This window comes from Sorangiineae bacterium MSr11954, from assembly GCA_037157815.1.
Classification (GTDB): Bacteria; Myxococcota_A; Polyangia; order Polyangiales; family Polyangiaceae; genus Pendulispora; species Pendulispora albinea.
Genome location: CP089984.1, coordinates 5999025 through 6024864 on the forward strand (window position 1 = coordinate 5999025; position 25840 = coordinate 6024864).

Sequence of the window (25840 nt, forward strand, 5' to 3'; positions counted from 1 at the left end):
CGAGGTAAGAGAGCCAGGTTGGAACCAGGGAAGAACTAGGATAGAGCGCCAGGAAACCGAGAGAAACGAAGGCCATGGTTTACACCGCCGACGAAGAGCAAGCGAAGTACGGAGCGTGGATTGCCGAGCTCGAGTCCCGCCGTGACTCGCTCGACAACAACCGCCGTTACATCAACGTTCTCTTTTTGCTGGCCGCGATCCTCGCGCCCCTGGGCCTGTTCATCTCCAAGTGGGTCGCCCTCGGCGTCGCCGCCTTCTGCATCGTGTCGGCCATCATTGGCCGCTACCTCATCATGATCTACCGCTGGGACTACAAGCTTCAGATCGAGCGCGCGCGCGCCGATGCCGAAAAGCTCGCCCACTACCGCGCCTCGCCCGAGAAGTTCGATCTGCCCCAAGACGCCGACGACGAAGAGCGCGCCCGCTACAAGAAGCACCGCATTCCGCGCCGCGCCGTCTGGCGCCTGCGCCCATAACATCTGTCTCGATCCACTCGGCCCGCCGATCCGCTCGGGCCCGCCGATCCGCTCGACCCGCGCTCACGCGGGCTTCTTCTCGATTCGCCCGGCCTCGGGGCGCCTTCGCGTTTCCGGCGAAGATGATCAGGAGAAGCGAGAGAAGAGAGGTGAAGAAATCGTCCCGCAAGGGTATCCGCAGATATCGGTGCGAGCCCACATCGTACCGCTCGCTGCAAACCCACTCATCCGGAACGATCCAATGTCGTATACCATAGTTTCGGTCCGTCGCTCCATGAATTGAAAGCGTCCTCTCGAGGTGCCTTTTTTTAGGGCGCGAAACCGAGGTGCCGCCAATCGCGGTCGCCCACGATCGCCGGGAATTCATGCGACCAATACGTGTGTCTGCATCGAAACGCGGCGCGTCACCGTGATAAATTATTTTGGACCGAAGATTATTGACTCCTCAATTGCAAAATATGCTAAGCACCGCGTGGCATTCCGGACGAGTGGGTTTGCAGTCGTGCGATGTGGGCACGGGCATACTGCGGATACCCTTGCGGAATTAGGTCCCCGTGAAAGCGCGAGTCCGATGTCATTTGATGTCAATCGGACCCGCTGGTGATGTCACTTCGCATCAGGTGTGAGGTCGAGCCTTTCTGTCTCGTTGGGTTGGGTCGTGGGGTTCAATCGCCACGCGTAGTGCGAAAGCTCGGGAGGTTTACGCCAATGAAATTGGAGTCTCCTAATTCCGGCTCGCGCGCCGGTTGCGCACGGGTTGTTCCGCCCATTCCGCATGTTGGAACACATCAACCGAATACATCGGGCCGCATCGATGTGGTGAGTCCGGTCGGTGCGGTCGGCAGCGCAGCGCTCGGCCGGGGCGCCCCCGCGCACGCCATTCGAAAAGACGAGTCGGGCTCCGACGTCAGCCCCCGCTCGCGGCGCAAAGGATTGCGCGTGGTTTGGCGCGGCGTCATCTCCGCGATCACGACCCCCTTCAACGCCGATCTAACGGTCGATCATGGCCTGCTCGCGGCGCATTGCCGATGGCTCGCGGAAAATGGGATCGTCGGCATCTTGCCGATCGGTTCACTGGGAGAAGGCTCCACGTTGTCGCACGCCGAGAAGCGCCAAATCCTGGAGACCTGCGTCGGCGCCGTCGGCGACCATGTTCCGGTGCTTCCGCGCATCTCCGCGTTGGGCACGCCGGAAGCGGTCGCGCTGGCAAAGCACGCGCGCGCGGTGGGGTGTCGCGGGCTCATGGTGACGCCGCCTTATGTGCACAGCGGCGATTGGCGCGAGATTCGCGCGCACCTGTCGGCGGTGATGAGCGCCACCGATTTGCCATGTTTGCTTTACAACCACCGCATGCCCAATCGGATCAATTTTCTCCCGGAGCAAATTGCATCCCTGGCAAGCGATTTCCCCAACCTCGAGGCCATCAAGGAGCCGAGCGTCGACGTCCGCCGGCTAACGGCCATTCGCACCGCGCTGGGTGAGCGGCTCGAGATCCTCACGTGCGTGGAGGACGCCATCGTCGAGGGCATCGGCGCCGGGGCAACCGGTTGGATCGCCTGCCTCGTCAACGCCTTCCCCGCCGAATCGGTCGCGCTCTTTCGCTACGCCGTCGATGGTCGAAAACGGGAAGCCGCCGCGCTCTACCGATGGTTCCTGCCCTTGCTCCGCATGGACACGGCCCCTAAATACGTGCAGCTCATCAAGCTCGCGCAGGAGCGGGTCGGCCGTGGCTCGTCGCGCGTAAGGCCGCCGCGCCTCTCGCTCGAGGGCGACGAGCTACGGGCCGCGCTCGATACGATCGACGGCGCGCTGGCCACGCGCGCAGGCGCCGTTCCGGCATCCGCCTCGGCGTAGCGCGCTCTCGCATCCTCACCTATCGCATCGGCGCGTGAGCGCGTGACCGTAGGAAACGCGGGAACGTGGGGTTCGGCGCGAATGTCACGACGCGGCCGCGCGCCCGTCGTAACATTCGTGCCATGACGAAGCACGAGCGCATCACGATCGACAGCGACATCGCGCCGGAGTTCACCGCCTGCTACCTGCGGATCGCCGGCGACGAGTGCGCGTTCATCGAGACCCATACGCCCTACGCGCACCCCCGCCTTCTCTCTGCGCTGGCGGCAGCGGGGAAGACGCCCGAAGACGTACGCTGGATCATCGTCACGCACGCGCACCTCGATCATGCGTCGGGCGCCAGCGCCATGGTCGCTGCGTGTCCGAACGCCACGCTCCTCGCCCACCCGCGCGCCGCGCGCCACCTGATCGATCCGGAGAAGCTCGTGAAGAGCGCCACCGCCGTCTATGGCGCGGAGAACTTCCACGCGCTCTACGGCGACATCGCGCCCATTCCCAAGGAGCGGGTGCGCGCGCTCGAAGATGGCGAGAGCGTCGCGCTGGGCGACGCGACCCTGTCCGTCTTTCACACCGCGGGCCACGCGAACCATCACTTCGTGGTGGACGATCCGCGGCTGGAGACCGTCTACACGGGCGATACCTTCGGCGTCATCTACCCCTCGCTGCAACGGATCGCCAAGCAGCGCGGCCGCGCGGGCTTCGCCCTCCCCTCCACCAGCCCGACCAACTTCGACGCCGCGCTCGCAAAAAAGAGCATCGAGCGCGTGCTCGCCCTCGGCGAGCGCTTCGTGTGCCCCACCCACTACGGCGCCTACGACACGGGGCGCGAGCTCGCCCCGCAGCTGGTTCGCTTCATCGACCGCGCGGGCGCGTGGGTCGAAGAAGCGGCCCGGGGCGACGAGTCCATGGAGACGATGAGCGCGCGCTTCGCGGGGCTCTGGGAGGAGGCCATCGCCGAAGAGGCGCCCGAGCTCGGCGAGGCCGAACGCAAGCTGCTGGCCCTCGACATCAAGCTCAATGCGCAGGGATTGGCCTTCGTCGCCGGCGCCAAACGGGCCGGGACCGCGGAAAAAAGCGCCGCGCCGCGCGCTCCGTGACGAAATTCAAAACTGAGGATGGCCTCATGTTATGTTAATCGCATGGACGACGTTCTCGATGCGAGCGCGCTTGCGCAAGTGAAGCTCCTGGAGTCCGGCCACGTCACGAGCGAGGAGCTCGTGCGCGGCTATTTGGATCGCATCGAGCGGCTCGATCCACACATCCACGCGTTCGTGACCGTATCGCGCCGCCGGGCGCTGCTCGACGCGCGCTGGAAGGATCTGCAGCGGCGACGCGCGCGCGGGCAAAAGCCCATGCCGGCGTTCTTCGGCGTGCCCATCGGTATCAAGGATTTGAACATCGTGCGCGGCACCACCACGCGCTGGGGCTCGCGCGCGGCCATGCCCGTGCTCCTGCCGGTGGACGACTTCACGGTGGCCCCGCTCCGCCGGGCGGGCTTCGTCATTTTGGGGAAGCTCTCGACCTCGGAGTGGGGGGCGATGCCGGTCACCGAGCCGGACATTCATCCGCCGACGCGCAATCCATGGTCGCTCGGGCATAGCGCGGGGGGCTCCAGCGGTGGCTCGGGCGCCGCCCTGGCCGCGCGGATGCTCCCCGTCGCGCAAGGCTCCGACGGCGCCGGATCCATCCGCATCCCGGCGGCGTTTTGCCATTTGGTGGGGCTCAAGCCCTCGCGCGGCCGGGTGCGCAACGCGTACGGGATCAACGATCGCCAGCTGCTCTACACCTCGGGCCCGATGGCCCACACCGTCGATGACGTGGCCGCGATGCTCGACGTGATGTCCGGCTCCACCTACGGGCGGCCGCACTGGGCGCCTCCTCCGGCGCGCTCCTTTGCGGAGCTCGCGCACGAGCCGCTCCCGCGTTTGCGCATCCGCTACCTCACGCGCACGCCGTTGGCTCCCACGCACCCCGAGATCGCCGCCGGGGTCGAGAAGGTGGCGCGCACCTTCGCCGAGTTGGGGCACGAGGTGGAAGAGGGCTCGCTGCCGGACACCACGCTCGAAGAAATCGTGCCCCTCTGGCAGCACTTGATCGGCGCCATTCCCCTCACCCGCTGGGAAAAAACGCAGCCGATCACCCGCTGGCTCGCCGAAGCCGGCCACAAACTGCGCGGCAAGGACGTGAGCGCGCTGCACGCCGCGCTCGCCGGTCGCTACCTGCGCGTGCTCGAGGCCGTCGATCTCTGGATCACGCCCACCGTCGCGCAGCCCGCCCCCACCATCGGCGCCTACCGCGATCTCCCGCCCGAGCAAGCCTTCGCCGCCGCCGCCGAGCTGGGTGGCTACACGGCGGTCTTCAATGTCACGGGCCTCCCCGCCATCAGCGTTCCGCTCGGCCTTACCCAGGACGGGCGGCCCATGGGCCTCCAAGTCTCGGGGCGCATGTTCGACGAGGGCCTCCTTTTGGCGGCGGCGCGCCAGCTCGAACAACTCTTTCCCTGGAACGAGCGCCGCCCCCCGCAGCTTCCGTCGTAGACGACCGCGAGGGGCGCGCAGGACGCAAGCGCGGAACGCGTTGGCGCGACGAACGGGCGCGGGACGCGTTGGCGCGACTAACGGGCGCGGCCGGCTTGGGTGGCCTCGGGCACCTCGATGAGGCGGCCGCTCTCGACTTGGTAGACGTAGCCGTAGATGGGGATCTCGCCGGGGACGAGGGGGTGCGTGCGGATGCGTTCCACGTCGGTGGCGACGCTCTCGGATTGGTTGCGGATGGTGAGCCAGTCGATGAAATCACCCTGGCGCGAGCCCTCCCGTTTGCCGCTGTCCTGCCATTGCTTGCCGTCGTAGCTCGAGGTCTTCAAGCTGGAGGCGAGCAGATCGCGGATGATCTCATCGGTGAAGAGCTCCATGCCGCAGTTGCTGTGGTGGATCACGAACCACTCGCGGGTGCCCAAGAGCTTGTACGAGATGACCAGCGAGCGGATGGCATCGTCGCTGGCGCGGCCTCCGGCGTTGCGGATCACGTGGGCGTCGCCTTCGTTCAGGCCCGCGAGCTTCGCCGGGTCGATGCGCGCGTCCATGCACGTGAGGATCGCGAACTTTCGGGCGGGGGGCAGCGCGAGCTTCCCCTTGTCGCCAAAATTCTTGGCGTAGGCCGCGTTGGCGTCGAGCACTTCCTCTCGAATATGGCTCATGACCGTCCTCCTCCGCAGAGTCGACTCTGTTATTGCGGACAGATCATTCGTTAAATTGAACAAGTGTCAAGCTGACGCACGCAACCGAAAACGCCTCGGACGAACACACGCGCTTCGCCGCGCATCGCTTCGCTCGTCGCGCTTCGCCCGGCCCGCATCCGTACATCGCGCACCGCTCATCGCGCACCGACCGCGACCCCGCGCGCGCGCACAAAAGAAAAAAGGCACCACGCAGGGCCCGGGGGGGGAGAGCCAGCAGCGTGATGCCGGCCAACGTAATTGCGAGTCGCGTGCCAAAGGTTCGGCTTTCACTTTTTTCGAACTCTTGTGATCGCGCCCGCTTCACTGCATTGCAGAGCTGCGATCCGCCCTTCCAACTCTGCGAAGCGCGCGCATCGACGAAATGCCGCAACGGCCCGCACAAACGGTGCACAACGCCGAGCGCAACCGACGCGCACGCCGAGCGCGCGCGATGCCCACGCCAAGCGCAAGCGATGCTCACGAAAGCCAAGCGCAAGCGGCACACCGCCCAAGACGAGCGCAAGCGATGCGCGCAACGTGCGCAAACGATGCGCGCACCGAGCGTCAGTGGCACAAGCGTCACAACGCATTACGGATGAGGTAGCAAAAGCTTCGAGGCTTGTGCTCTTCTCATCGGTGAACGCCATGATTCACATTCGCGAGATCGATCACGTGGTTCTACGGGTCGCCCACTTGGAGGAGACCTTGCGCTTCTACTGCGAGGCCCTGGGCTGCACCGTGGAACGTCATCAAGAGGCCATTGGGCTGATTCAACTCCGCGCCGGAAGCTCGCTGGTCGACCTCGTCCCCATCGATGGAAAGCTCGGAAGCGCCGGCGGCGCCCCGCCTGGCCGCGAGGGGCGCAACATGGATCATTTCTGCTTTCGCATCGACCCGTTCGACCCGGACGCGATCCGCGCGCACCTGGCAAAATTCGGCATCGATGCGGGCGATGTCAGCCCGCGCTTCGGCGCCGAGGGCAACGGCCCCTCGATTTACGTCACCGATCCCGAAGGCAACACCGTCGAGCTCAAAGGCCCGCCGTACCCGCCCGCGCCCGCGGCGACCTAGCGACCTCGTTAGCCCACGAGCTGCGCGATCAAACGGCCCGCGTCGCGCTCCGCGCAGGCGGCGGCCACCACGTCCTCGTCGGCCCACCGCGCCATGTACGCGAGCAGGCGTGCATGCTGCGGTCCGCCCGGGTGAACGTGCACCAGAAACATGCGCAGCGGACGCCCGTCCGGCGTGTCGCCGAGGAGCGGGCGGCGCAAGGTGACCACCGCCGCGCACGGGGGCGCGCCGGGCATCACCGCGTGCGGAACGGCGAGCCCTCCGCCCACGCACGTGGCGCACTCCCGCTCCCGGCGCCGAACCCGCTCGCCCAGCTCCGCAGCGGAGAGCCCCAAAGGCGAGGCCAAGCGCGCCGACGCCACGTCGATGGCATCGTCGATGTCGCTGCAGGAGAGCCCCAGGATGGCGCGGCTGGGTGAGAGCATCGCACGAACCGCCAGGGCCTCGGCGCGGGTGGCGCCCGGCATGGGGAACTCACGCTCGACGAACGCCTTGATGCGCGCGAGATCCATCGGCCCCAGATCGCGCTGAAAGATCTCCAGCAAGAGCGCGCGCGCCGCCGGGACGCGCTCCAAGTAGTCCGTCGCCAGGGAGCCCACCTTGTCGGCGAGCTCGATGAGGGTCGCGGGAGGCACCCCCAGCTCGCGCGCGATGGTCGCCAGCCGGTCCGGCGTGGGCGGACCATCGTGCCCATTTTCGACCCGACTCAGGTACGCGTTGGAGACCCCGATGCGCTCGGCCAGCTCCCGCAGCGAGAGCCCCGTGTGCATGCGCAAAAGCCGAAGGGTCGCCCCAAAGTGCATCGATGGGGCGCCTTACGACTCCGGACGCGGCGCGACGCCCGCGACCCCCGAAAAGGACGCCTCCGCGAGCCGCGGGGCATGGCCGGGCTCCGCGGCACGCTCGGACCGCGCGGGCTCGGTGACCCCGCTCCCCTTGCGAACGACCAGCACGGACGCGGGCGACTGCTTCAAGATCGCCTCGGACTGAAGCCCGAAGGTGCGGTGCGCGAGCCCCCAGCTCTCCCCCACGCCCACGAGCACCAGATCGTAGCCCGCACGGCTCTCCACGATGACCGCCTCCTCGGGTGACTCGTGCTGCACGACCTCGAACGATACATCATAGGGCCGGTTGCGTCCGCGCTCTTGGAACTCCTCGCGCACCCGCTGCTCGGCACCGAGCCGCTCCCCCGCCCCGTCGGGCTTCACGATATGGAGCACCACCACGTTGGCCCCCGTGCTCTCCGCGATGCGCCGGGCCAGATAGAGCGCCGCGCGATCGTGCTCGGACCCCAAGTACGGCACCAGCAGCCGCCCGATGCGCTCGAGCCCCCGATCGACGAAGACCCCCACGTCGGAGGGCGTGCCGAGCATCACCTCGTGCACCGTGCCGCCGAGCATCGAGGCGGTCAGGATCGGCTTGTGCCACCCCAGGAGCACCAGGTTTGCGTGCTTCACTTTGGAGACATCGCAAATGTCGCGTCCGGGCAGGTCCGACAGGAAGGAGAGCGGGCGCACATTCACGCCGAGCTTGCGCGCCGTGTCGAGCAGCGGCACCAGCGCGGCCTCTTCGCCCGAGGGATCGCCGCCCGGCCCCGCAGCGTCCTTGTCCAAAAAGAACGAGCCGCGATCGGTCGCGCGCCGCAGACGAAGCGCGTAGAGCTTTGCGTCCACGTCGGGCGCGCCTGCGATGGCGGAGCCGAGGGTGATCAGGCCGGGGCCCGATCGCTCGTACGCCACGCACACCAAGGCGGTGTACGGAGCTTGCTCGTCTGGCGCGCCCGCGGCCGCGGCTACACCATCGGCGGCGGGTGCGCCCGCGGGCTCGCCGGGCTTGGCCTCGTCTTCTTCCTGCGGATCGGTGAGCTCCTGGGCGAAGCGCTCGATGGGGTACGTGAGCTGGAGCAGCGGCGTGGTCATGAAGGTGGTGATCAGCGCCATGAGCACCAGCATGGTGAACAAGGTGGGCGAGATGACGCCGAGATCGAGCCCCATGTTGAGCACGATGAGCTCCATCAGCCCGCGCGTGTTCATCAGGATGCCGATGGCGCTCGACTCGCGCCACCCCAGCCCCGTCAGGCGCGCGGCCACCGCGCTGCCGCCGAACTTGCCGAGGCACGCCACCACGGTGATCGCCGCGCAGATGACCCAGCTCCCCGGCGTGTCGAGCAGCCCGATCTGGGTGCGCAGACCGCTGTATGCGAAGAAGAGCGGCAGGAGGACCACCACCACCAGATCTTCGATCTTCTCGGCCAGCGCCGCGGCCAAGCCGCCGTTCTTGGGGAGCACCGCGCCGAACAAGAAGGCGCCGAAGAGGGCGTGAATGCCGATGAGCTCCGTGAGCCAGCTGGAGACCAGGAGCAGCACCATCACCACTGCCACGATGTTCTGGGAGAGCCCGAGGCGCGTTCGATCGGCGAACCGCCCGAAGAAGGGCCGGATCACCCACACCATGAAGCCGATGTACACGAAGGCGAAGGCCGAGGTGCGGATGGCGCCCGCCACCCCCGACGCGCGCACGATGGAGACCACGAAGGCCAAAATGCACCACGCGGTCACGTCGTCGACGGCGGCGCAGGCGATGGTGATGGCCCCGAGCTTCGAGCGAAGGAGCCGCCGCTCGACCAAGATGCGCGCGAGCACCGGGAAGGCGGTGATGCTCATGGCCACGCCCATGAAGAGGAGGAACGAGCTGAATGGCACGTTGGCCGGGGCTAGGCGCGGATACAGATAGAGCGCCAAAATGCCGCCCAACAAGAACGGCAGGACGATGCTCGAATGGCTGATGGCCACCGACGTGTGCGCGCGGCCGCGGAGCAGCTTTGGATCGAGCTCCAGCCCGATCAGGAACATGAAAAAAATCAGCCCGACTTGGCTCATCATCCCCAAGAGCCCCATGGACTCCTTTGGGAAGAGCGCCGCCGAGAAGTCGGGCGCGAGCCAGCCGAGGAGCGAAGGGCCGAGCAGAATGCCGGCCGTGATCTCCGCGATGACCATCGGCTGCCGCAGACTGCGGGTCACGAGCCCGAGGACCCGCGAGGCAACGATGATCAGCGCAGCTTGAGCGATAAAGACCGGAAGCGGTCCGTGAAGGATCCCAGCCACCCCAACGTGGTAGGTGATAAGGGCTGACTTAGCAAGGCGATGAGCCTATTTTGGCCACTTTCGTACCTCCACCGTACCGAGCCCTTGACCTTCCGAGGCTCGTTTACTACGAACTTCGTATCATGTCCTTGGACCGCGACGTCGAAGAATTGAATGCCGCGCTCCATGTGCTGCTGCTGCGCCTGAACCTCGCGCGGCTCGATCTTTGGTCGGACAAGCTCGTGGGTATCAGCTTCCTCGATCTGCACGCGCTCTCCTTCGCAGAGGAGAAGCCCGATCACACCTTGGCCGAGATGCGCGAGTTTCTGCAGGTCCCGCAGAGCACCCTCACGAGCATCATCGACCGGCTCGAGAAGCGCGAGCTTCTGATGCGCACCATCCACCCGACGGACAAGCGCTCCTACCGGATCGCGCTCACAGAGCGCGGCCTCGACGTGCAACGCGAACACCACCGGGTCGAGCGCATGTTGATGCGCAAGATCCTCGATGCGCTGCCCGACCCCGACGATCGCGCGGCGTTTCTAAAGCTCTTTCGAAAGATCGCGCGCAAGGTCTAATCGCGCGGCCATTGCGGCTCCCCACCCCGACCCTCGAGGGGGAAGGAGCAGTCCTTGTCATCGCACGAGCCCCTCATCCCCTCATGGGGAGAGTCGGGCGGGGGGCCTATGCAGCCTATAAAACGAAGTTCGTAGTATACGATATTCATTCAATTACACAACCAAAGGAGCCCTCATGCTGTCTGCCTTACGCGACGATCTGGCCACGGATCTCTCCTTCATCGAAACCACGGCGCTGACCATCGCGCACTACCGCGCCCTCGAGAGCGCGCGGCCCGATCGGCTCTTCTTCGACCCCTTCGCGTCGGCCTTCGTCGAGGCGGCGGGGCGCGCCGGTGATTCGGCCAGCCAGCTCCCCGCGGCGCCGGCCGATTACTTTGCGGTGCGCACGAAGTACTTCGACGAGTACGTGGAGCGGGCGTGCGCCGCGGGGTGCCCGCAGGTGGTCATCTTGGCGGCGGGGCTCGACGCGCGCGCGTTTCGTCTCGCGCTGCCGCCCGAGGTTCGGCTGTTCGAGGTGGAGCTCGCGACGATGCTGCGCTTCAAGGAGAGCGTCCTCGCCAAGACGCGCGCGCGCGCCAAGTGTGACCGCATCCTCGTCCCCTCCGATCTGCGCGACGATTGGCCGGCGGCGCTCTCGCGGATCGGTTTCCGCCACGATGTACCGACGGCGTGGCTGGTGGAGGGCCTCCTCTTCTACCTCACCAAGGCCGACGGCGACCGCTTGCTCCAGCGGATCGCGCGGCTCTCGGTCCTGGGGAGCCGGATCGGGCTCGAGCACGTGAACCAAGCCACCCGCGACGGAATGGCGGCCACCTTGGCGGCGTTGGCCGCGCGCGGTGCGCCGTGGCAATCGTCGGTGGAGGATCCGGCCGCGTGGCTCGCCGGGTTGGGATGGAACGCGCGGGTGAGCGATCAGGGAAAGCTGGGCCGCCGCTATGGACGTGCGCCCGCGCTGCCCGCGGCCGACGACCCCGGCAGCGGACCGAAGGCTTGGCTCGTCGAGGGATGGCTCATCGAGCCGGGCGCGCGCGCGGATCGTCCTTGAGCGCCGCCCGAATCACCGCCGCGACGATCTCCGAGTGCGCATCGGGCGCGAGCCACCTCGCGTCGAGCACCTCCTCGGTCTGCAGCACCATGCTTCGCTCCGTCCCGACCATCTCGAAGAGGAACCGAAAATCCCAGTGCGCGTGCTCCGGCTCCCCCTTTCGCGGGTTGGCCGGGATGACGTGGCAATCGATGTGAATCGGTACCTCGCGCCAAAGAGCAGGCACCCGAACCTGCTCGGGCGATATCCCCGTCTCCTCCAATAGCTCGCGCAACGCCGCGTCGAGCAAGGTGCGATCGCCCGGCTCCAAGTGGCCGCCCGGCATCAACCACCGCCCCAGCGCGCGGTGGCGCACCACCAAAAGACGCCCCTCTGGATCGAGCACGGCGGCGCCCACCGTCACATGGCCCCGAGGCTCGTGGCGTGATGTCACGCTGGCACCATCCGCGATGAGCGCGCGCAAAGGATCGAGGGCGCTCGCCCGTTCGGGAAAACGCGCCGCGTAACCATGGAGAACGTCGAGGAGCGTGCCGGCAGCCATCATCGGTCGCGGCCTCGTTTATCCGATGGCCGCGCGGAAAGCGCGCGCAAAGTTCACGCAAGCTCGCCCCGCGCACACGAAGGACGCGCGGCCGCGTCCGTTGACGCGCGAAAGTCCGTGCGATACGCCGGACGAACTCGCGGGGGGGAGCGGCAACGTGCGCGTGTGCACCTGCGAATTCTTTCGACCCGGCGGGGGAAAGGTATTTGCCGTGAGCACCTTGGAGAAGCTGGAGAAACAAGACCAGAAGAACCAGGAAGAGCCGCTGGACGAAGGGGACCACGCGCCCTTTCACATCGATCAGCCGGCGCCGTCGGAAATTGGCATTTGCGACACCGTATGGTTCGAAAATCGAAACGATCGAACGTACGGCATCACCACCCGCGCCTCGCCCAGCGATTCGACGAAGACGAACTACACGGTGTCGGCCACCCGCGACGTGCTCGAACCCGGCCAGGACGTGGGCGTCGACGTGCACGTCCAGTACTGGGACGAACGGCTCGAGAACGACACCCGGGTCGGAAGGATGTCGATCTCCTTCAAGCAGATCGACGGCACCGACCGGGCCTCGGCCCAACGCCCGAGGACGCCATCGGCCAACAGCCCGCCACCTCCACCCGGCCGCGGGGCCTCGCCCTCGACGATCTCCTCCTCTTCGTCTGGGACAACGACGCCGTGGGCGCCCTCGGCCCCCACGGGCTCGGCGCCGAGCACCTGGCCAAGCTCGAGGCCGACGGCGTTCGCACCACCGACCAACTGCTCGCCCGCCTGGGCATCGCGGCGCCGCACCACCTGCGGACGCTCGCGTCGCGCCTGCGCAAAGGGCCCCACGCCGCCCTGCTCGAAGCGCTCGTGGCGTGGGACCGCGCGAAAACCCGTACGACGATTTCAGCCCGTGACCAGCGCGATCGCCAGGCCGTCGTAACCCTTGACCCCCACCGTCTGGATCGCCGTGGCGCTCACCCGGGGCTCCGCGGCGATCCGCTGGTAGAGGCGGCGCACGCCCTGGACGTTGGGATCGTGGCTGTCGGCATCGACCACCGCCCCGCGGCGAACGACATTGTCCACCAGGATCAAGCTGCCAGGACGGCTCAGCTTGAGCGCCCAATCGAAGTAATCGGCGTTGCTCTTCTTGTCGGCGTCGATGAACACCAGATCGAACGGACCGCCCTTTTCGGCCTCGAGCACCGGCAAGGTGTCGAGCGCCAGACCGAGGCGCACGTCGACCACCTTGTCGAGCCCCGCGCCGGCGATGTTGCCGCGCGCCACCTCGGCGTGCTTTGGATCCGCCTCCAAGGTGATCAAGCGCCCGCCCTCGGGCAGGGCCCGCCCGAGCCAAATGGTGCTGTAGCCGCCGAGCGTGCCCACCTCGAGGATCCTTCGCGCCGAGACCAGCCGCGCGAGCAGCTGCAGGAGCTTGCCTTGGGCCGGCGAAACGGCGATCGCCGGCAGGCCCGCCGCGTGGCTCGCGCGAAGGGTCGCCTCCAGCGCCGCGTCGGACGGCAGCAAGGCGTCCGTAATGTACTGATCGACGGCGGCCCATAGCTTTTCGGACATGTTCTCCGTTCCTCTCTCTCGTTTGTCTCGTTTGTCTCGTTTGTCTCGTTCGTCGTTCGCGTCGGTCGCTTCGAATCGGGGTGATCCCGAGGTTGTCGAGCTTGTCGGGTCGGCCCTCGTTTTATCTGCTTTTCCCCGGTAGGCGGCGGCGGAAACGTAGGGCGGCGGCGCAGCGATGGCCATCCGGTGTCCTCGGCTCTATGACGAGGTGATGCACCCCAACGTCATCGACGATCCCCGAGCGATCGAGGACCTTTTGGCGCGCACGCACCGCATCGCCGTGCTCGGCATCAAGACGGAGGCCCAGCCCGAACAGCCCGCGTTCAACGTCCCCCGGTTCCTCGTGGAGTCGGGCTACGACGTCGTACCCGTCCCCGTTTATTACCCGAAGGTCACCACCATCCTGGGACGCCCCGTGTACCGGAAGGTCGCCGACGTGCCAGGCCCCATCGATATGGTCGACGTCTTCCGGCGCCCCGAAGATCTCATGCCGCACTTGGAGGATCTTCTCGCGGCCAAGCCCGCGAGCGTCTGGCTCCAACAAGGCATCCACGACGACGTCTTCGCCGAGCGCCTCGCCGAACGCGGTATCCTGGTGGTCCAGGACCGCTGCATCATGACCGAGTTGAGACTTCGCGCGGCCCTTCGCCGTCGTGCGCTTCGTGAAGACGCATCGCGCTAGGGCGCGTCCCTGCGGCATATCGCGCCGATGTCAAAAAGATACTCTCAGCTGATGCATGCTCGTCATGACGCACGTCCGATACCGGACGATTTGGCGCAATCCGTTTCTATTTTTGGCCGAAATAGTTCGCCTTCGTCGAACGTCTCACCTTTGGCCGTCCTAGGACCCGGGGTTCGCGGCCCAATCCGAAGAGCGGCCCAAGCGTGCTCAACGAATTGTGACGTTCCGGGTTCAGTGCGAAAGTTTGATTCACTCTGTTCAGCATTTGAGCGTTCGCGACGATGACGTGTTAGCGTAATCCTGTCTTTTTCCCGTACGATCCCTCCGAGGGATCCTTCACACGTAGAACACCACGAACACCATCACACGAAGAACACGAAGCGCACCGCGCGCAGTGGAGAGGCGGCATGGGGGAGCCCAACCGGGCCAGTAACATGGTACTTCCGACAATCGGACGTTACCGCATCATCGCCCAGCTTGGAGCGGGCGGCATGGCCGAGGTCTATCTGGCCGTCATGATGGGGCAACGTGGCTTCAACAAGCTCGTCGTCTTGAAGGTGCCCCGCAGCAATGTCGCGGCCAACCCCGGTTTGCTCGCCATGTTCATCGACGAGGCGCGTGTGGCCGCGCGTCTCAATCATCCGAATGTCGTCCAGACGTACGAGGTCGTTCGCGAAGAAGAGCGCGACATCATCGTCATGGAGTACTTGGACGGCTACCCCCTGAGCAAAATCATCGGCCAGGGGCGAAAGCTCGGCACCCCCCTGCCCTTGTGGATGCACTACGAGGTGCTCATCCACGCCATGACGGGCCTGCACTACGCCCACGAGGCCAAGGACTTCGACGGCTCCCCGCTGAACCTCGTGCACCGCGACATCTCGCCGCACAACATCTTCGTCACCTTCGATCGCCAGGTCAAAATTTTGGACTTCGGCATCGCCAAGGCGCGCACGTCGACCCATCAGACCGAGGTGGGCACCTTCAAGGGCAAGGTGCGGTACATGCCGCCCGAGCAGCTCACGGGCAACTCCATCGATCGGCGCTCGGATATTTTTGCGCTGGGCGTGGCCATTTGGGAGGCCGCCGTGGGCGAGCCCCTCTGGCGCGGCAAGAGCGACATCGAGGTGATGGGCGCCACCTTGGCGGGCGAGGTCCCCATGCCGAGGGACGTGCGACCCGACGTTCCCGAGGCCATCGACGCCATCTGCCGCAAGGCCATGGCGCACCGGAAAGAAGACCGGTACCCGAGCTGTCTCGAGCTGCAGGCCGATCTCGAGGCATATCTCGCCTCGCTCACCGGCACGAAGGGCCTCAAGCCCATCGTCGGCTACATGCAAATGCTCTTCGCCGAGCCGCGCGCCGAGCGGCAGACGCTCATCGACAAGCAGCTCGCCAAGGCCGAGCTGCTCGGCACCGGCGAGTTCGCGACCCTCGGGGCCTCCAGTGGCACCTCGCCTGGCGCATCGATCCCGCTGATTTCCACGGTGGCGCGCGACGCCAGCGATCCGCAGATGCCGGTGGGGCCCTCGCTCTACCCGGATCTGGCGTCGTCCTCGGGCGCCACCATGAGCCGCTCGCGCGTGGTCTTGCAGCAGGGAAAGCCGAACCGAATGTTCGCTTTCCTCTTCTTGGGCGTGCTCCTGTTCGCGGGGCTCGTGGGCGTATGGCTCGTCGCGCTTCGCAAGCCCGAGCCCGTGGCCGACAATGGCACCAAGCCGGTCGCGGCGGGCGTCCAAGAGGCCCCCACCAAGAGCGCCATGGAGGCCATGACCCAGGAGCCCTCGGCGCAAAAGGTCACCATCTTCGTTCGCGGGGAGCCGAGCAGCGCCAAGCTGTTTTTGGACGATAGCCCCACCCCGCTGGAGACCAACGCGCGCGCCGTATCGCTCACCCGCAACTCGGTGCACACCGTGCGCGGCGAGGCCAAAGGCTATGTGACCAGGGCGGTGACCGTCACCCTCGACGCCGACAAAGAGGTGCTGGTCATCCTCGAAAAAGAGAAGCCCGACACGCCCTGGCGCCCGCCGCCGCAACCCGCACGAGGCGGCAAGACCTTGGCGGCCCCCGCGCCCAAAGAGACGGCCGCCGTCGAACCGCGCCCCTCGACGACCGAGCCCAATGGCTATCTGACGATCGACACCTATCCGTGGACCCTCGTCTCCGAAAATGGAAAGAGCCTGGGCCAGACCCCCATCGTGCGCCTCCCGCTTCCGCCCGGCGACCATGTGCTGGTGCTCGAAAATCCAGAGCAGGGCTTGAAACAGACGTACCCGGTCACCATCAAAAGCAACGAAACGCTCAATCGACGTCTCGGCTTGAAATAGCGGATGCCCCCACGTCACGCCCGCGCGCTCGCGGCGCCGTCCTCCCCGATGGCGCGGGCAAGGGCCGCGATGGCCGCGCTCACCGCGCTCCAGGTCCTGCTCGCGCTCCTCACGGGCTGCGCCGACGACGCCGCACCAACCGCGGGCCGCGGCGATCTGGGTTTGCCCAGCGCCGACGCGGGTGACGCGGGTGACGCACGTGATGCAAGCGATGTGGATCCGAACGGCACGGGGCCCGAGGGTGGTCCCGGTGCTCCGAACGTCCCGCCCATCGTGCCCGAGGACGACGACGAATTTGCCATCGTCGATGTGGCGCCAGCCACCATGGACATCCCCACATCGCCCAACGACGGCGATCTGTGGCCCTCGTGTTGGTCCGACGACGATGCACTCTACGCGGCGTGCGGCGATGGACGCGGCTTCGATCCGCACCGGCCGAAGGCCGACATCGTGATGAACCGCATCACCGGCTCGCCGCTCGATCCCTCGCCCCATATGACGGGCGCGTGGCTCGGGGCATCGGATCAGATCACGCAGCTGCATACGTCCGGTCCCTTCTATCGCAAGCCGACGGGGATGGCGTGTCTCGACGGCGACATCTTCGTCGCAGTTCAAAGCCTGAGCAGGGTCGACTATGCGCGCGCCCCCGCGGCCACCCTCGTCCGATCGCGCGATCACGGCGCCACGTGGATGGAAGCACCGTCGGTGCCGATGTTCGACGATCACGTCTTCACGACGATGATGTTCCTCGACTTCGGTAAGAACGGGGAACACGCCATCGACGACCAGCTGTACGTATACGGTCTCGACAACAACTGGCGCTTCTCCCACAGCGTGCCCAGCCCCACACGGTTGTACCTTGCACGCGTTCCGAGGGACGCCATCCTGATGCGCGAGCGCTGGGAGTTCTTCACCGGCATCGGACCGAGCGGCCCCATGTTCGAACGGTCCATCGGCGCGCGAAAGCCCGTGCTGATCGACGAGTCGCGGGCGTACGCCGTTCTCGCCGATGGTTCGCGTCAGCCCGGGATGACCAAGATCGCGCAAGGGAGCATCGTCTACGATGCGCCCTTGCAACGGTACGTGTACGCGTCGTGGACCGAGTGGACCTTCGAGCTGTACATCGCGCCCGCGCCGTGGGGTCCGTGGAAGAAGCTCGCCACCTTCGACTTCGGCATGGCGCCCTGGACGGAGAGCAAGCACGGAGGCTACGCCACGACCCTTCCGTCCAAGTTCATCTCCGCCGACGGGCGAACGCTCCACATGCAAGCCAATTCCTGGAGCGCCGGCATCGACCGCAACCGCTTTTCCCTCCGCCCGATGCGGCTGGTCCCGCGCTCGAGGCTCCCTGCGACCAATGTCAAAGGGACGACCGCGCTTGCCAGGACCGGTCTCGGGGTCACGCCCATGGCGCGCGCCATCCACCAAGGCACCCTGGCGCAGATGAACGATGGCATCGCCTCGGGGCAAAGCGAAGATAGCGCCACAGGCGAAGCAAGGGTGCTCGACCATTGGGGCTATACCTTCGAAGCCCGATACCGGATGAACAAAGTCGTTTACACCACGGGGATCATCGGCGCCGACGGGGGTTGGTTCGACAACCTGGCCGTGCAAGTCCGGGTCGATGGAAAGTGGGTAAATGCGACTGGCCTTAATGTCCTACCGCGTTATCCCGCCAATCCGACCACGCCTTCGCACGCGACATATACGCTCACGTTCGACCCGCTCGAGGGCGACGGCGTGCGAATCATCGGAAAACCCGGCGGATCGAGGGTGTATACATCGATTTCCGAGATGGCCGTCGGCTACGAGTGAGCTCGAAACACGCGAAACACGTACAAACGGCGACGAACGCGAATCCGACGCGGTGCGCATTCCAATGCGTCGCAGCTGGAGCGGCTCATCAAAATCCGAAAGAACCCGAAAGGCGCGAAAAAAGCTCGCGCGAACCTTTATGAGCCCGAGCGAGCCCAAATGTGACCATCCGAGATGGCGGCCCAAGCAGGGTTATCGGATCCTGCGATCCTAGCCCTTGGTCGGTTGGTCCCGCGGCCGGCGGTCCTTATTTCTACTGCGTGCAGTTTCCTTCGCAGAACTGCACGAAGCGCGAACATTTGACGCCCTCGACACGCAACTTGAAGTTATCGGGATCGATGGCGGTCAGGGACACGGGCACCTGAAAGTTGCCCGCACCCGTGGTCAGGTGGGTGCAGCCGATCATCACCGCATTTCCATCGTTCCCAAATCCGATGATGGCCACGGCACGCTGGCCAAACGGCACCGGGGGTATCTTGGCGCTGCTCGGGGAGCGCAAAACATCGCAGGTGGACGAGGAGGAGCTCTCCGCGATTGGGGCCACGGGCCACGTGCCTGCGGCCGAAACGCGTTTGGCCACCAGCTCATGACAGAGATTTGGTAAATTGGTCGCGTCGAAGACGTAGGTGGTCATCTTTTGGGTGACCATGGCCGCCTGCGCGGACGGGAAATTCACCGTCAAGTTTCCCTGCTCGGGTGGATCGTCTTTTGCGCTGCATCCTGCGGCGGAAATCACGAAAACAACAGAAACGGCGGCCACCACAAGTGTAGGCACGATGAAGGAAACGAGGGAAGAAGTCACTCGCACGGCGCTCACCTCTTTGCAAAAGCTACCACGAGCTTTTACCTATCATCGCTGAAACTTGCAGCGAGGCCCACCTTTTGAGAGACTCGGTGCAAGGATGTGTCGACTCGGTACGCCCAGACTCGAGGGGACGAGGGGCGGAGCTTCGCGCAAGCGTGGCTGTCATCCCGGTGCGGAAGGTTCGGAACGACCATGAAGTGCTTATCGATCCCAAGAAAATTCAGGACCAGGACTTTCGCCATTTTGCTCACGTGCGCCGCGCAGATCGCGGCCCCCGTGACCTTTGCGCAGACGTCGGTCAGCGCCAGCAACAGCGTCGACGACGAACTCGCCGAGGCGGAGAAGCTGGTCGCCAACGTCGACTTCGAAGGCGCCATTCCGGTGCTCGAGCGCATCGCCAAACGAAACGGGCTCTCGCACGAGCAGCTCGTTCGCGTTTACAAGAACCTCGCGACCGCCCACGCCGTGGTAGGCCACGCCGGCCCCTCCCGCGACTACTTCGTGAAGCTGATCGGGATCGATCCGGACTTCAAGATCGACCAGAACATGAGCCCTCGGGTCAAGGCGCCCTACTTCGAGGCGCGGGGCTCGTGGAGCGCGCAGTCGATCCGGCCCGGCATCGAGGCCACCGCCAATGTTCACCGAGGCACCGACAGCCGCATCGTGGTCACCCTCCGCGATCCCACGCGGATGGCGAGCAAGGTGGTGGTCGGATACCACTGGGAGGGCAGCGATCCGTTCATCGTCAAGTCGTCGGCCGCGGCCCCCACGACCACGGTGGTCGTGCCGCCCTCCTCCAACGACAAAGCGTCGTACCTCGAGATTTACGCGCAAGGCTTGGACGCCAACGACGGGGTGCTCTTCGAGAGCGGCAGCGCGACGAAGCCCATCGTCATCGAGGCCCCGGCGGCGACGGCGGCGGGCCCTGGCCAGGGGAACGGGGAGAAGGACCGATCCGTGTTCGCGAGCCCGGTCTTCTGGATCGTGGCGGGCGCCGTCATCGTGGGCGGCGCGACGGCCGCTTACTTCCTGGCGCGGCCCAACGATCCGGCGACGTCCCAGCAAATCAATCCGATCCTCAACTGTGGTGGCAAGCCGTGCCAATGAAAGCGGAGACGTACGCCATGAAGACCCGCACATCTCTTTTCCGCGCGGGCGGATTGCTCCTGCTCGCCATCGTCGGACCCGCGCTCGCCCTCGACACCACGGCATGCTCGAAGGAGTCCGTGCCGCCCTCCAGCCAAGAGCCGATCAAGATCGGATTCTCCGTCGCGCTCTCCGGCGGTTACTCGGGGACCGGCACGGGCCTTCTGCAAGGCGCGCAGGTCGCCGTCGACCTGGTGAACGCGCGCGGCGGCGTCCTGGGGAGGCCCATCCAGCTGCTCGTCGAGGACGATCAGAGCAGCAACCCGACCATCGATCAATCGCGCCGCCTCACCCAGGTGATCAAGGGGTTCGTCGATCAAAAGGTCGCGGCCATCCTGGGGCCTGGCGCCACGGTGCAGGTGCGGACCGCGGCCGACATCACATTTCCGCGCGATCCCAGCACGCGGCAGCTCGTCAAGGGCGCGACGCCCACCCTGTTGATCACGCCGTGGGCCACCTCGCCGACCTTGACCAACGATTGGAACCCCTGGCCGGAGCGCTACCTCTATCGGACGCCTCCTTCGGACAAGTACCAGCGGGCCGCGCTCTACAAGCGCATGAAGGATCCGATTCCGACGGGCGGAGATTCGGGCCCGGGCGAGCCGCCGTGCAAGCAGCAGCCCTTCTTGGTGTACGCCAACGATGCGCTGGGCTCCACCTACGAGCAATACTTCAGCGCGCAGCCGGGCGCGGACGCCAAGTACAAGGTAGCCGTGCCCACCGATGACAAGGGCGACGGCAACTACACGGAGGTCATCGCGGCCTACCGAGCCGCCCCTCCCCCGGCGCCGGACTGCGTGGCCTTGGTGACGTACGCCGAGGTCTCCGGCAATGTCGTTCGTCAATTCCGCCAGGCGGTGCCGGCCATCAACCCCATGCCGAAATTCTTCGGCACCGACGCCATCTTCGACCCGGGCTTCGTGACCACCGTGCGAAACAACGCGTGGGTCGAGGGGATCTCGGGGGTGGAGCCGGACACCGCGCCGCTCACCAACGACTACCAAGATTTCAAGAACATCTTCCAAGCCCAAACGGCGACCAGCGGCGGGGCCTTGGTCGAGCCGCCGCCCTACTCCTCCAACGCCTTCGACGCGGTGATCCTCCTGGCGTTTGCCATCCAGAAAGCCGAAACGGCGACCGATCCCAAGAAGATCCGCGATGCGATGGTGGAGGTCTCGCGCGGCTACCCGGCGGACCTCACGGAGCCGCCCGCGGAGCTGGGCGCCAAGCTCGTGTCCCCTCGGAACATCGACCTCGGGTTCGCGACCCTGGCCAACAAGACCGCCATCAACTACGAGGGCGCCTCCGGCAAGGTCAACTTCGACAGGAACGGCGACGTCGTCGCCGGTTATGTCAAGTGGTTCATCAAGGACGGGCAGTTCCAGCTCCAGGATGGCGCGGGCTCGCGGTACACCGCCGAGGAGCTCGAGAGGGCGCAGCCGAAGTAACGGCTTCTTCGGGCGATCGCGGTGACCGCGCAAAGCACGTGCTCACCGCGGTGACCGCGCAAAGCACGGTGAGCGCGCTGCACGTGCTCACCGCGCGCGCTCTTCCTTGTCGAGCAGCGAGGTCTCTTTCGTATCGGGCATGAGCAGATACGCGATGAGCGAGATGAAGATGCACCCGCTGACGTACCAATAGAAATACGGCTCGTGGCCTTTGTCCTTGAACCAAAGGCCCGCGTACTCGGCCGTGCCGCCGAAGATGGCCACCGTGAGCCCGTACGGCAGCCCCACGCCGAGCGCGCGCACCTCGGTGGGGAACAGCTCGGCCTTCACGATGGCGTTGATCGAGGTGTAGCCGGTGACGATGACCAAGGCGATCATCATCAAGGCGAACGCCGTCCACGGGCTCTTGGTCTCGCTCAATGCGGTGAGCAGCGGCACCGTCCCCAGGGTGCCGCACACGCCGAAGCCGAGGAGCAGCGGGCGGCGGCCGATGCGATCCGAGATGAAGCCGAAGAGCGGCTGCATGAGCATGTAGAGAAAGAGCGAGACGAACGCGAGGAGCGAGGCGGTGTCCTTGGCCATGCCCACCGAGTTCACCAGGAAGTTCTTCATGTACGTGGTGTACGTGTAGAAGGCGACGGTGCCGCCCAGGGTCAAACCCACCACGGTGGCGAGCGCCTTGGGGTGGCGCAGAAGCTCGCCCAAGGTTCCGCGCTCGGCCTTCGTCGCTTGCTTCTTCGTGGCGCTGGCGAAGGCCTCCGTCTCCTCCAAGCTTCGCCGCAGGTAGAGCGCCACCATCGCCAGGATCGCCCCGATGACGAAGGGGATGCGCCATCCCCACTGCGCGAGCTGGGCGGGTGTGAGCACGAAGCGCTGCAGAATGATTTGCACACCCAGCGCGGCGAGGTGCCCGCCCACCAAGGTGACGTATTGAAAGCTGGAGTAAAAGCCGCGCCGATCGCGGGTGGCGACCTCGCTCAAGTACGTGGCCGACGTGCCGTACTCGCCGCCCACGCTCAGACCTTGCAAGAGGCGCGCGATGACCAAGACCGCGGGCGCGACGAAGCCAATGGTAGCGTAGGCCGGGGTGAGCGCGATCATGAGCGATCCGAACGACATGAGCATGACCGATGACGTGAGCGCGGCCTTGCGCCCCACCCGGTCGGCGTAGCGGCCGAACACCCAGCCGCCCAACGGTCGCATCAAAAAGCCGACGGCGAAGATGGCCGCCGTGTTCAAGAGCTGCGCGGTCTGGCTCCCCTTCGGGAAGAACGCCGGCGCAAAGTAGAGGGAGAACGCCGAGTACGCGTACCAGTCGTACCACTCGACGAGGTTGCCGATCGATCCGCCGAAGATCGCGCGCAGGCGCCAACCGGTGTCACTCACGATGCCCTCACGCTTCTTCCTGGTAGGCGGCCGGGGTCTCGAGCGCGGCCTTCGCGCCGGGCGGGCCGAGGGGACCCGACGGGGGTTCCTGCTCGCGACCGCTCTCGTCGAGCATCCCGGGATCGCTCTTCAATTTCTCGGCGAGCCGCTTGCGATCGAGCTCGTTCTCCCAGCGCGCGACCACCACGGTGGCCACGCTGTTGCCGATGATGTTGGTGAGCGCGCGCGCCTCGCTCATGAAGCGATCGATCCCGAGGATGAGCGCCATGCCCGCGACGGGGATGGACGGCACCACGGCCAAGGTCGAGGCCAGGGTGACGAAGCCCGCGCCGGTGATGCCCGAGGCGCCCTTGGAGGTGAGCATGGCCACGACCAGGATCGTGAGCTGTTGCCCCAGGGTGAGCGGCGTATTCGTTGCCTGGGCAATGAACAGCGCGGCCATGGTCATGTAGATGTTGGTGCCGTCCAAGTTGAAGGAGTACCCGGCGGGCACCACCAAGCCGACGACCGACTTGGAACAGCCGAGGTACTCGAGCTTGGTCATCAACTTGGGCAGCGCGCTCTCCGACGAGCTGGTGCCCAGGACGATGAGCAGCTCCTCGCGGATGAACACGATGAGCCGCACCACGCTGAAGCCAGCCACCCGGGCGACGGCGCCCAGCACGACCAAAATGAAGAGGAGGCAGGTCGCATAGACGGAGCCCATCAACTTCGCCATCGGCAAGAGCGACGCGATGCCGTACTTGCCGATGGTGAAGGCCATGGCGCCGAACGCCCCGATGGGCGCCACCTTCATGATGATGTTGACCACCCCGAAGATGGCTTTGGCGGCGAGCTCGATGAAGTGCAAAATAGGCCGTCCGCGCTCGCCCAGCGCGCTCACGGCGAAGCCGAACAGGATCGCCAGGAGCAAGACTTGGAGGATCTCGCCCTTGGCGAAGGCGTCGACCAAGGTGGTAGGGATGATGTTCAGCAGAAAATCGACGGTGTTCTGGCCCTTGGCGCGGGCGGTGAGCTCGGCGATTTCCTTGGTGTCGAGGGACGAAACCGAGGCGTTGAAGCCGGCACCGGGCTTGACCAGATTGGCGACGACGAGGCCGATCGCGAGGGCAAAGGTGGAGACGATCTCGAAGTAGAGGAGCGCCTTTCCGCCGATGCGCCCGATCTTCTTCATGTCCTGCATGCCGCCGATGCCGGCGACGATGGTGCAGAAGATCACCGGGGCGATGATCATCTTGATCAACTTGATGAAGCCGTCCCCCAAGGGGCGCATCTCGGTGGCGAGGGAGGGGCGCGCATACCCGAGCACCACGCCGCAGGCGATGGCGAAGAGTACTTGCACGTACAACACTTGATGGAGCGGCTTCTTCATGGCCTTGCGATGGAGCTTCTCATCGCGCGGCGGTGCGCTACTACCTCCAATTTCGCAATTTTTTCTGTTCCGACGGGTCGGGTGTAAACACCGTCAGCTCGAAGATCCAGACGTCACGCTGGCCGACATGCCCTTCGAAGACGTGAAGCTCGGTCTGCAACCCACGGCGTGAGGCGATGCCCTCGATTTGATCGGCGAGCGTTCCCACCGGGGCGGGACATTGGGTGCGCGGGAGGGCTCGCGCCTCCTCGGCGAGGGTGCGCAAGTCGCGTACGGCGTTCTCGATTTCGCCGGCGATTCGGGTGAGCAAAGGCGGCCAGTACCTGCGAGGCAACATGGGTAGCAGTATACTGAACACGCGCGCAGCTATCAAGGAAATGGCGGGTTTTTACGGGATTTGAAGCGGTGCGCGGCGGGCTCGAGCTGTGTCGCGGTGGGTTGAGGTCGAACGCCGAGGTCGAGGTCGAGATCGCGCCGGCGCGGAGCCGAGGGCGCACGCTGGCGCGGAGCCGAGGGCGCACGCCGGTGCGAAGCCGAAGAGCGATTCCGATTCGGATCGAACACGTCAGAACAAGGTGCGCTGCGGGTTCGACTTCGTGACGCGCGGGCCGTGCGCGAGGACGTACGGGTCTTCGGGGAACGGCTCCAAGGCGTCGGCGAGCTGGGGTGCTTCGGCGCGCACGAGGGTGAGCGCGGCGTCGGTCTTCGCTTCGGGATCGAGCCAGGTGCCGAAGTGGGCGGGCGGGACGAGGACCGGCATGCGGTCGTGGATTTCGACGAGCGGGCCGAGGGCGGGCTGCGTGATGATGGTGCAGCTCTCGAGCACCTCGCCTTGGTCGGTGACCGTGCGTTTGCAGAGCGCGGCCAGGGCGAGGAGGCGGCGATCGAGGGCCGCCACCGCGTACGGTCTGCGCTTCTGGCCTTTCTCGCCTTGCCACTCGTAGAATTTACTGAAGACGACGAGGCCGCGCGCGCGGCTGGCCAGCGAGCCATGCTCCACCGACTCCGCGCGCACCAAGGTCACGGGGCGCTTGGCGTTGGACTTGGGATCGCGCACACCCCACGGCACCGCGTCCAACGTGAGGTGCGCGCCCTCGCGGCGAACGACGGGGACGGGGTCGGTGGGCGAGACATTGTGCCGCGGGGCGGCGAGCTCGAAGTGAACCTCGAGCTCGCCCAGGTTGGCAAACGCCTCTCGGATTTTCTTTGCGCTGTAATCGACATCGCCGCGTCCGCACATGAGGATCGTTGTGCCATCGCACGGTGGGCGTGCAAGTTGGCTCGAGCATCGTGCGGCCGCGACGCGACGGCAGCGCGAGGACGAGGCGCGGTGCGACGGCAGCGCGAGGACGAGACGCGGCGCGAGGACGAGGCGCGACGCGACGGCAGCGCGAGGACGAGGCGCGACGCGATGAGCAGCGGTGCTTCCGTCGGGAG

General features: G+C 66.0%; 22 protein-coding genes and 1 pseudogene. 12 read left to right on the top strand and 11 right to left on the bottom strand.

From position 1 onward, the window contains the following. Positions 1–74: 74 nt before the first annotated feature. The 4 genes from LZC94_23090 to LZC94_23105 all read left to right on the top strand — a co-directional run bounded on the left by LZC94_23090 (position 75) and on the right by LZC94_23105 (position 4867). Positions 75–476 (top strand): hypothetical protein, encoded by a 402-nt coding sequence (locus tag LZC94_23090; GenBank protein ID WXB20095.1) that lies wholly within the window; start codon positions 75–77, stop codon positions 474–476. Positions 477–1295: 819 nt separating this feature from the next. Beyond that, positions 1296–2330 carry a dihydrodipicolinate synthase family protein gene (locus LZC94_23095; protein ID WXB20096.1) on the top strand — a complete coding sequence of 345 codons (1035 nt, stop codon included), beginning with the start codon at positions 1296–1298 and terminating at the stop codon, positions 2328–2330. Positions 2331–2452: 122 nt separating this feature from the next. Beyond that, positions 2453–3427: an MBL fold metallo-hydrolase gene (locus tag LZC94_23100; protein ID WXB20097.1), complete on the top strand. Its 975-nt coding sequence runs from the start codon at positions 2453–2455 to the stop codon at positions 3425–3427. Between the two features lie 42 nt (positions 3428–3469). Then, positions 3470–4867, top strand: coding sequence for an amidase (locus LZC94_23105; GenBank protein WXB20098.1), 1398 nt, complete (start codon positions 3470–3472; stop codon positions 4865–4867). A 77-nt stretch (positions 4868–4944) separates the two neighbouring features. Here the strand turns inward: LZC94_23105 and LZC94_23110 are convergent, their stop codons facing one another. Beyond that, a complete protein-coding gene (locus LZC94_23110; GenBank protein WXB20099.1) occupies positions 4945–5526 on the bottom strand; it encodes a carbonic anhydrase in 582 nt (193 codons plus the stop codon). A 666-nt stretch (positions 5527–6192) separates the two neighbouring features. Between LZC94_23110 and LZC94_23115 the strand changes: the two genes are divergently transcribed. Continuing rightward, positions 6193–6618, top strand: coding sequence for a VOC family protein (locus LZC94_23115; protein WXB20100.1), 426 nt, complete (start codon positions 6193–6195; stop codon positions 6616–6618). A gap of 8 nt (positions 6619–6626) precedes the next feature. Here LZC94_23115 and LZC94_23120 read toward each other — a convergent pair whose 3' ends face one another. Together LZC94_23120 and LZC94_23125 are read right to left on the bottom strand one after the other, a co-directional pair. Next, a complete protein-coding gene (locus LZC94_23120) occupies positions 6627–7421 on the bottom strand; it encodes a helix-turn-helix domain-containing protein (GenBank protein ID WXB20101.1) in 795 nt (264 codons plus the stop codon). A 12-nt stretch (positions 7422–7433) separates the two neighbouring features. Continuing rightward, entirely contained in the window at positions 7434–9638 is a 2205-nt protein-coding gene (locus LZC94_23125) for a cation:proton antiporter (GenBank protein WXB20102.1), read from the bottom strand. A 206-nt stretch (positions 9639–9844) separates the two neighbouring features. On the opposite strand from LZC94_23125, the gene LZC94_23130 reads away from it, so the two are divergent. Together LZC94_23130 and LZC94_23135 are read left to right on the top strand one after the other, a co-directional pair. Further along, positions 9845–10279, top strand: coding sequence for a MarR family transcriptional regulator (locus LZC94_23130; protein ID WXB20103.1), 435 nt, complete (start codon positions 9845–9847; stop codon positions 10277–10279). Positions 10280–10454: 175 nt separating this feature from the next. After that, positions 10455–11327 carry an SAM-dependent methyltransferase gene (locus LZC94_23135; protein ID WXB20104.1) on the top strand — a complete coding sequence of 291 codons (873 nt, stop codon included), beginning with the start codon at positions 10455–10457 and terminating at the stop codon, positions 11325–11327. Here the strand turns inward: LZC94_23135 and LZC94_23140 are convergent. The 3 genes from LZC94_23140 to LZC94_23150 all read right to left on the bottom strand — a co-directional run bounded on the left by LZC94_23140 (position 11293) and on the right by LZC94_23150 (position 13425). Beyond that, complete coding sequence (locus LZC94_23140) at positions 11293–11871, bottom strand: NUDIX domain-containing protein (GenBank protein WXB20105.1); 579 nt, start codon at positions 11869–11871, stop codon at positions 11293–11295. The genes LZC94_23135 and LZC94_23140 overlap by 35 nt on opposite strands. A gap of 411 nt (positions 11872–12282) precedes the next feature. After that, positions 12283–12699 carry a hypothetical protein gene (locus LZC94_23145; protein ID WXB20106.1) on the bottom strand — a complete coding sequence of 139 codons (417 nt, stop codon included), beginning with the start codon at positions 12697–12699 and terminating at the stop codon, positions 12283–12285. Between the two features lie 57 nt (positions 12700–12756). After that, complete coding sequence (locus LZC94_23150) at positions 12757–13425, bottom strand: O-methyltransferase (GenBank protein ID WXB20107.1); 669 nt, start codon at positions 13423–13425, stop codon at positions 12757–12759. A gap of 211 nt (positions 13426–13636) precedes the next feature. Here LZC94_23150 and LZC94_23155 point away from each other — a divergent pair, with 211 nt between their 5' ends. The 3 genes from LZC94_23155 (at position 13637) to LZC94_23165 (ending at position 18246) form a co-directional block, all read left to right on the top strand. Then, positions 13637–14107 (top strand): CoA-binding protein, encoded by a 471-nt coding sequence (locus tag LZC94_23155; GenBank protein WXB20230.1) that lies wholly within the window; start codon positions 13637–13639, stop codon positions 14105–14107. A 434-nt stretch (positions 14108–14541) separates the two neighbouring features. Beyond that, the gene (locus tag LZC94_23160; protein WXB20108.1) at positions 14542–16431 is read left to right on the top strand and encodes a protein kinase; all 1890 of its coding nucleotides are present in this window, start codon (positions 14542–14544) and stop codon (positions 16429–16431) included. A gap of 3 nt (positions 16432–16434) precedes the next feature. After that, a complete protein-coding gene (locus tag LZC94_23165) occupies positions 16435–18246 on the top strand; it encodes a DUF4185 domain-containing protein (GenBank protein ID WXB20109.1) in 1812 nt (603 codons plus the stop codon). Positions 18247–18499: 253 nt separating this feature from the next. Here the strand turns inward: LZC94_23165 and LZC94_23170 are convergent, their stop codons facing one another. Then, positions 18500–18922 (bottom strand): hypothetical protein, encoded by a 423-nt coding sequence (locus tag LZC94_23170; GenBank protein WXB20110.1) that lies wholly within the window; start codon positions 18920–18922, stop codon positions 18500–18502. Between the two features lie 321 nt (positions 18923–19243). On the opposite strand from LZC94_23170, the gene LZC94_23175 reads away from it, so the two are divergent. Beyond that, positions 19244–20158: a hypothetical protein gene (locus tag LZC94_23175; protein ID WXB20111.1), complete on the top strand. Its 915-nt coding sequence runs from the start codon at positions 19244–19246 to the stop codon at positions 20156–20158. A gap of 17 nt (positions 20159–20175) precedes the next feature. Beyond that, entirely contained in the window at positions 20176–21645 is a 1470-nt protein-coding gene (locus tag LZC94_23180) for an ABC transporter substrate-binding protein (GenBank protein ID WXB20112.1), read from the top strand. Positions 21646–21732: 87 nt separating this feature from the next. Here LZC94_23180 and LZC94_23185 read toward each other — a convergent pair whose 3' ends face one another. The 4 genes and pseudogenes from LZC94_23185 to LZC94_23200 all read right to left on the bottom strand — a co-directional run bounded on the left by LZC94_23185 (position 21733) and on the right by LZC94_23200 (position 25643). Then, on the bottom strand, positions 21733–23031 hold the full coding sequence (locus tag LZC94_23185; GenBank protein ID WXB20113.1) for an MFS transporter: 1299 nt from the start codon (positions 23029–23031) through the stop codon (positions 21733–21735). A 154-nt stretch (positions 23032–23185) separates the two neighbouring features. Continuing rightward, positions 23186–24403, bottom strand: a pseudogene (locus tag LZC94_23190) (dicarboxylate/amino acid:cation symporter). Positions 24404–24443: 40 nt separating this feature from the next. Continuing rightward, entirely contained in the window at positions 24444–24740 is a 297-nt protein-coding gene (locus LZC94_23195) for a hypothetical protein (GenBank protein ID WXB20114.1), read from the bottom strand. 228 nt (positions 24741–24968) lie between these two features. Continuing rightward, on the bottom strand, positions 24969–25643 hold the full coding sequence (locus LZC94_23200) for an SOS response-associated peptidase (GenBank protein WXB20115.1): 675 nt from the start codon (positions 25641–25643) through the stop codon (positions 24969–24971). Positions 25644–25840: the final 197 nt, after the last annotated feature.